This is a genomic window from Vibrio sp. 10N.261.52.A1 (assembly GCF_002876325.1).
In the GTDB taxonomy this organism is placed as follows: domain Bacteria; phylum Pseudomonadota; class Gammaproteobacteria; order Enterobacterales; family Vibrionaceae; genus Vibrio; species Vibrio chagasii.
In genome coordinates this window covers 1-1,285 of the sequence record NZ_MCYD01000119.1, presented here as the reverse complement: position 1 = coordinate 1,285, position 1,285 = coordinate 1, and the positions used below count along the sequence as shown (strand labels likewise).

2 protein-coding genes are annotated in these 1,285 nt (G+C 43.7%); one reads left to right on the top strand and one right to left on the bottom strand.

The window, feature by feature from the left end; translation table 11 throughout:
• On the top strand, nt 1–646 hold a 646-nt coding region (locus BCT81_RS01695; protein WP_241908133.1), incomplete at its 5' end, for an NAD(P)H-dependent oxidoreductase.
• A 95-nt stretch (nt 647–741) separates the two neighbouring features.
• Here BCT81_RS01695 and grcA read toward each other — a convergent pair.
• Nucleotides 742–1,119, bottom strand: coding sequence for an autonomous glycyl radical cofactor GrcA (grcA, locus tag BCT81_RS01690; RefSeq protein ID WP_004739575.1), 378 nt, complete (start codon nt 1,117–1,119; stop codon nt 742–744).
• Nucleotides 1,120–1,285: the final 166 nt, after the last annotated feature.

Below are 1,285 nucleotides of genomic sequence, written 5' to 3'. Positions count from 1 at the left end.
TTTCCTTGGCTCTGTACGTGAGAGTACACCACCAAGACCTGCTCGATTAGGAATGAGAGTCAGCAAGGCGTGTGCAAAACTACTAACGAATAAACACTCAGATCATACGGTTGAGATTATCGACCCACTGGATTACGACTTTGGTGACGTATTTAAGCCTGAGTTTTCTTACCATCGTTCCAAAGTACCTGCACATCTTGCGGAGTTAGCCGATAAGATTGCCAAAGCTGATGGCTACGTGATGGTAAGCCCGGAATATAACCATTCAATGAGCCCAGCACTGGCCAATATTCTTAACCATTTTGGTAGCTCGTTATTCTCATATAAACCGAGTGCGATTGTGACGTATTCTGCAGGGCAGTGGGGTGGGGCAAGAGCGTCGGTTTCGATGCGAACCTTCTTATCTGAACTCGGTTGTTTACCGGTTTCTGCGATGATTCATCTGCCTAAAGCACAAGAAGTCTTTGATGAAGAGGGTTGTGTTGCCCAAGAGTCAGAGCAAGCTCAATGGGATGAATACATGAACCGAACCTTCCATCAATTGATGTGGTGGGCACAAGGTGCAGCGTTACAGAGAGACAAAGTGGATCCTACAACGTTAGCCAAGGCCTTTACTAAAGACCCTTCTCAGCGAAATGCGCCGTAGCCGGTGTATAGGCAAATGTGAGCGCCATAAAAACGAAAAAAGCTTGGTCATCTCTGACCAAGCTTTTTAAATCTTTAACACTCTAGTTTCTGAGATTATAGAGACTCAGTGAACGTACGTGCGATAACGTCACGTTGTTGTTCTGTTGTTAGAGAGTTGAAACGTACAGCGTAACCCGATACACGGATAGTTAGCTGTGGGTAGTTCTCTGGGTGAGCAACTGCGTCTTCTAGTGTTTCACGCTTAAGAACGTTAACGTTTAGGTGTTGACCACCTTCGATACGTGGTGCTGCTTCGATAGCAACTTCACGGCTCTCGTATTCACCTAGGTCTGCAGCTGGGATAACTTGGTCAGCTTCGAAACCAGCAGTAGCTGCAACACAACGAGCTTCATTCTTTTCGCTGTCTAGTAGCCAGATTGAGTTTAGTAGGTCGTCGTTTGCTGCTTTAGTAATTTGAATACCTTGGATCATAACTATCTCCTAGTCCACTGAATGTGGTTTGATTATGGTGTTAACTTTCGATTTTTATTGAGCTGGGTAATATATACCTAATATTTGTGAGGTTAACATTGATTTAGGTCAAAAAACAACCAAAAACCATATTTTTACAAAGGTGATTATTTTGAGGTAAATCAAT

Bases quoted from the DNA above. Each gene is read 5' to 3' on its own strand.
- grcA (WP_004739575.1), bottom strand. From the start codon at position 1,119: ATGATCCAAGGTATTCAAATTACTAAAGCAGCAAACGACGACCTACTA.